We start from the raw sequence: 5,415 nt of genomic DNA, 5'->3' as shown, positions 1-5,415 counted from the left end.
CCTCGATGTTGGCAAGAATCTCTTCCAGCCCAGCCTTGATAGAAGCAAACTCATCTTCCGTCAGTATGCCCTGGCGTGTCAGCATGGTGGCATGTGCAATAGAGCCTGCTATATCCTGCGGTGCCAGTCGCTGGTCAAATTCAACCGATGCGGTAAAGGCTTCAACGAAGGCGTCGGTCGGTTCGTTAAAGCGACCGGCCCAGAGTTTTTTATCTGTCATGATTTAGTCGTCAGTCATTAAGCGTTGGTAATTATAGCAGTTCCATAACGGCGTCCATCTCCACCCCGGCATCCTTGGGCAGGCTGGCAACACCGATAGCTGCGCGTGCCGGATAGGGCTCGCTGAAATAGTCTGCCATCACCTGGTTGACAAGCGGGAAGTGCGACAGGTCAGTCAGGAAGATATTGAGTTTGGCGATATCTGCCAGCGAGCCACCTGCTGCCTGCGCTACTGCTTGCAGGTTGTCGAATACACGACGGATTTGTGCTTCCATATCGCCATCGACCATCTCCATGGTTTCCGGTACCATCGGGATTTGTCCCGACATGTAGACGGTTGTACCTGTCTTGACTGCCTGTGAGTAGGTGCCAATTGCCTGGGGCGCCTTGTCTGTGTGGATGATTTCGCGGCTCATATCGAGTCTCCGTTTATTCAATTCAGTTAATCATGTCGCGGGCACAATTGACGGCAGCGATAAGACTGCCGACATCGGCTTTGCCACTACCAGCAAGATCCAGGGCGGTACCGTGATCGACCGAGGTACGAATAATCGGCAGGCCCAGGGTAATATTGACTGCCTCACCGAATCCCTTGTGCTTGAGGACCGGAAGCCCCTGGTCATGATACATGGCGAGTACAGCATCTGCCTGTTGCAACTGTTTTGGGGTGAAGAGTGTATCTGCCGGTAATGGCTCACTGCAGTTGATGCCTTCAGTTCGCAGCTGCTCAAGTACAGGTGTAATGACTTCAATCTCCTCGCGTCCCATGTGCCCGCCTTCACCTGCGTGTGGATTGAGCCCACATACAAGTATGCGTGGTGATGCGATATGGAATTTTTCGACCAGGTCGTTGTGCAGAATTCGCATCACTTTCTCAAGCAATGGCCGGGTGATCGCATCCGGCACATCCCGAAGCGGCAGGTGCGTGGTTGCCAGCGCCACGCGAAGTCCCGGGCAGGCGAGCATCATGACCGGGTATCCACCGGTGATTTCGGCGAAATATTCTGTGTGGCCGCTGAAAGGAATACCGGCATCATTGATGATGCCCTTGTGAAGTGGAGCGGTGACGACAGCAGCGTAACGCTCTTGCATGCAGCCTTCGGCGGCTTCGCGCAAACTGTGCAGCACGGCCTCGCTGTTAGCAACATTGAGTTCACCGGCTATGACAGGTGCCGCCAGTGGAATATCATGCACCGTTCCGTTGAAGGACTTTCCCAACTGGTCGGCACGCTTCTCGAGCAGCTCCCTGTTGCCGATAAAGACAAGGTCGTCGCAGTTGATGCGATGGTTCAGTTCAACACAGAGGTCCGGCCCAATCCCGGCCGGTTCACCAACAGTGACAGCGAGACGCTGTCGTGATGCGCTCATTCGAAGTCGTTGTCCCTGTATTCGACGTAGGCCTGGTCGCGCAGACGACGTGCCAGCAGGTCGAGTGACTCCTCGATTTTACGCTGCTGGATTTTTGCTTTCGCTGCTTCACGGGCCGCAGTATCGGCAGATTTTTGCTTACGACGGTCAAGAACCTGTGCCAGGTGCCAGCCGAATGGTGTCTGGAAGGGCTGTGAAATTTGATCTTTCTTAAGCCTCTTGAGCTGCTTTTCAAATGCAGGTGGCGCCACTCCCGGGCTCAGCCAGCCGAGATCGCCACCCTTGAGGGCGGAGGCGGTATCATCGGAATAAGCTTGTGCAAGTGACGCGAATGACTCTCCATCGACAATTTGCTTTCGAATTTCGGCGAGTCGGGCTTTTGCTTCCTTGTTGGAGAGCTGCTCACCCGGACGCAACAGGATATGACGCGCTTTTGTCTGGTTGATGGTTTTAGTCTTGCCGCTTCCGCCATGAATACTCAGATAGTTATCAATTTCAGATTCCGTCACCTGTACCTGGCTGGATAGGCTCTTCTGATGGAATTTCTGCTGTCCGATCTGCTTGCGCAGGTTCTCACGAAAGGCGCTGTAGCTCTGACCCTGGCGTCCCAGTATCTGGCGTAGTTGGGCAACACTGATCTTGTGGCGCGCAGCGATGGTTGCAACTGCCGCATCGACCTCTTCGTCTGTCACCTTGATACCTGCACGATCTGCAGCGAGTTTCTGCGCCCTGCTGGTAATCAGCTTGTCGAGAACGCGGCGCTCGTGTGCCTGCTTTGATTCCCCTTTCTGGCGGCGGTTACCTTTCATCGCGCGGTTGAGCTCGGAGCGAAGGACAACATCATCCTCGACAACAGCGACGATCTCGTCGAGCGGTTTTGCAGCATGCGCAGCCAGTGGCAGCAGGAGAGCGAAGCCGAGGACAATTAAGAAGGGAATTTTTTTCATCTGGTCAACCTGTGTCTGGATCAATGCTTCAGCTTGTTAATAATAGGTTTCAAATTGGTCATGTGCCGATACCGGGGGTGAAATTCTTCCACCAAAACCGCCAGAACCGAACTCACCAAGCCCCTTGAGAAGGAATTGCAGGGAGAAGCCCGTATTGTAACGCTGGTCATCAGTTTCGTCATCGGCACGGCGCGTGACCAGGCCGCGCACAGCCCAGCAACACGAATCATACTCGACACCGGCGGCAACATCCAGAAGCCTGTCCTCTTCGATTGAGTAGAGCAGGTTGCCAACAACATTCAATTTGTTCGAAATGCGCCAGCCGGTTGCCGCGGAGAGATAGTTAAGCTGCTCTTCATTTTCAGCCGATATCTGGTTGCGTTCGCGCCATGCCAGTGAAGCATAGTGGCCCGCCTCTGCATCATGGTAATTGATGCCAACAAAGCTGTTGCGATGGCTGACGGACTCCCTGCTCCATTGCAGGGCTGTTTCAACAGACCAGAAATCGTTGATCTGTGAGTAGAGACTGGCAACAAAGGCTGCTTCGTCGGTGATGATATCTTCCGAGTCAGGCAAATCGACCATATGCTCATCAAAATAGATGATCTGGCCAAGACTGGCGCGCAGCCACTCGAGGCCGCTGTCATGGCTGATAAACCTGGTGGTGATCGCAGTAACCAGTTGGTTGGCATCCCCTACCCTGTCAGGCCCGGTGAAGCGATTCTCGCGGAACAGGTTATCAAAACTGAAGTCAGCCAGTCGGCTGTCAAAAACAGGCAGGTTGTCCTGGTTTGTATATGGCGTATAGGTATAAAAAAGACGCGGTTCGAGTGTTTGCAACGATGAAATGCCAAACCAGTTGGTATCACGTTCGTAGACCAAAGTGCCATCAAGAGTTGCGGTATAGCTCGTACGGGTGGTGTCTTTCTCGACCTTTGGATTGATGCCGGTGCGGTCGAGTGAATAGCTGGTGTAACGCCCGCTCAGCTTTGCTTTGAAAGAGCCCCACGGTCGCAGCAGCTCGATACCGGTAGCAGGTTGCAGGTCTACGCGGTTGCCGGCAGCCATGCTGCTGTCTTTGTTTTCAAAGCGAGTATAACCGGCGTCAATTTCGCTAAACAAGCCGTTTTGATGAAACTTGCGCCAGTTGAAAAGAATTTCGGGGAGACGCTCATAAGCATCTGTCGCATCCAGATCGGTTGGATCGAAATCTGCAAATTTGATCGATGCATCCCAATAGCTGTCGCGGTAGGAGAGTGTCGAAAAACGTTCTCTGTAGCTGTCAGTTGATTTCTCCAGGCGACTCTGCATATCGTCGAGATAGTCGCTGTCCGAGACATGGGTGTAATCAATCTCGGCTGACAGGTGAGGAGAGAATTGCGCCTGGTTTCGCCAACGCCACATGTAACGTAAGTCATCTCCCTGGTTGTCGTCATCCCATGGAGCAATCTCTGCCTCGAGGATGCCCTGATACTGTTCCGTGAGGTAGCGGAACTCGCCGCCAAGGATCAGGCCGCGCTTGGTCGTGATGCGCGGATAGATGGTGGCGTCATAATTTGGTGCCAGGTTGAGATAATAGGGCGCCATCAGTTCAGTTCCGGTGCTTGAGGTGACGCGGATACTGGGCAGCAGGAGCCCCGTGTGGCGCTTGCCATCAATCGGGAACTGGAAATAGGGCACATAGAGAAGCGTTGTATCGCCCGCCTTTAGGTGCACATTGTGGGCAGTCAGAGTCCCCTCTTCGCGGTCGATTTTCATTTTCGACGCTTCCAGTCGCCACGCAGGGTCTTCCATTGGGCAGCTGCTGTAGCTGATATCGCTGAAGCTGGAGACGCCGTCAATCGTGATGTTTGAGGTGCCGGCAGTACCGTTGCCGCCTGTCTCTATGAGACGATAGCTGACTGGCTGGCTTGTCTCGACGCGCTTTTCATCGACGAAATAGGTGATTTCCTGTGTTGAGAAGCTATAGCCGGGCTGGCGAATAATGACGTTGCCTGTTGCGTCTATTCTGCCGCCGCGCTTGTCGTAAGTGACACTGTTGGCAGAAATGTGCTGGCTCTTCTGTCGCAGCTGCACACCTCCGCCCATTTGCAGTTTTTCACTATGCATATTCCATGACGCATGCCCTGCATCGATGACCAGATCATCAGAAATATCCGCTATCGATGTTACAGGCTGGGCGAGGCAAGAGTGTTCGACCGCTGCCATAGTGCTGTTAGCAACCATGGAGCCAGTCAATAGCAGGGTGAACTGTATGGCATGAAATCTTGTCACAGGTGTCACATTTTCACAGGTTATCAGGGCCAGTTGATTTAGAATGCACAGATTGACACATTTATCCCGGGCGCTTCAATGAGATTCGATGGAAAGTCTGCCACTATTTTCGTTGCCATTCTATTGGTAATTGTGTCGCTTGTCGCGTTTTTACTTGCGACCCGTCCTGAACCTGTGAGCGAAACTCGAGAGATACAGCCGGCGCGTGTCGAGACTGTGACTGTGTCAGCCACCACTCTTAAGCCCTTGCGCCTGTTCCACGGGCGAGTCGAACCCAGGTTTCGCAGCCTGCTGCATTTTGAGGTCGAGGGACGTGTCACGGAAATTCATGTTGTAGCTGGAGACAGGGTCAGCCAGGGTGCCGTGCTGGTTTCGATTGATGATGCTGATTACAGGGATCAGCTCACTGAGGCCGAACTGGCTCTCGAGCAGGAGAAGCGCAGTTTCGAGCGAGACAGGGCCCTGCTTGAGGTGGCTCGCGAAAACAGTGTGCTAGCACAGAGAGAAGTTGACCGCCTTAGCCGGCTCGGTTCAAAACTGGCGTCCGAGTCGGCACTGGATGATGCGCAGCAATCAAAAAGCCAGTTCAGGAGTGAGGTGCTGCGTC

General features: G+C 53.7%; 4 protein-coding genes and 2 pseudogenes. 1 reads left to right on the top strand and 5 read right to left on the bottom strand.

Annotated elements, in window-relative coordinates:
- The 5 genes and pseudogenes from BOW51_RS07165 to BOW51_RS07145 form a co-directional block, all read right to left on the bottom strand.
- Positions 1-220 (bottom strand): annotated as a pseudogene (locus tag BOW51_RS07165) (lyase family protein); the annotation flags it as partial.
- A gap of 31 nt (positions 221-251) precedes the next feature.
- Entirely contained in the window at positions 252-635 is a 384-nt protein-coding gene (ridA, locus tag BOW51_RS07160) for a deaminase RidA (RefSeq protein WP_078477088.1), read from the bottom strand.
- A gap of 22 nt (positions 636-657) precedes the next feature.
- Complete coding sequence (pdxA, locus tag BOW51_RS07155) at positions 658-1,587, bottom strand: 4-hydroxythreonine-4-phosphate dehydrogenase PdxA (protein WP_078477087.1); 930 nt, start codon at positions 1,585-1,587, stop codon at positions 658-660.
- Positions 1,584-2,534 (bottom strand): peptidylprolyl isomerase, encoded by a 951-nt coding sequence (locus BOW51_RS07150; protein WP_135568128.1) that lies wholly within the window; start codon positions 2,532-2,534, stop codon positions 1,584-1,586. The genes pdxA and BOW51_RS07150 overlap by 4 nt, the downstream gene beginning before the upstream one ends.
- A 36-nt stretch (positions 2,535-2,570) precedes the next feature.
- Entirely contained in the window at positions 2,571-4,808 is a 2,238-nt protein-coding gene (locus tag BOW51_RS07145; RefSeq protein ID WP_078477085.1) for an LPS-assembly protein LptD, read from the bottom strand.
- Positions 4,809-4,886: 78 nt separating this feature from the next.
- Here BOW51_RS07145 and BOW51_RS07140 point away from each other — a divergent pair.
- Positions 4,887-5,415 (top strand): annotated as a pseudogene (locus tag BOW51_RS07140) (hypothetical protein); the annotation flags it as partial.

Origin of the sequence: Solemya elarraichensis gill symbiont (assembly GCF_002021095.1) — a bacterium.
Classification (GTDB): Bacteria; Pseudomonadota; Gammaproteobacteria; order Chromatiales; family Chromatiaceae.
The sequence above is the reverse complement of the archived record's forward strand: the minus strand, read 5'-3'. Positions and strand labels throughout refer to the sequence as shown.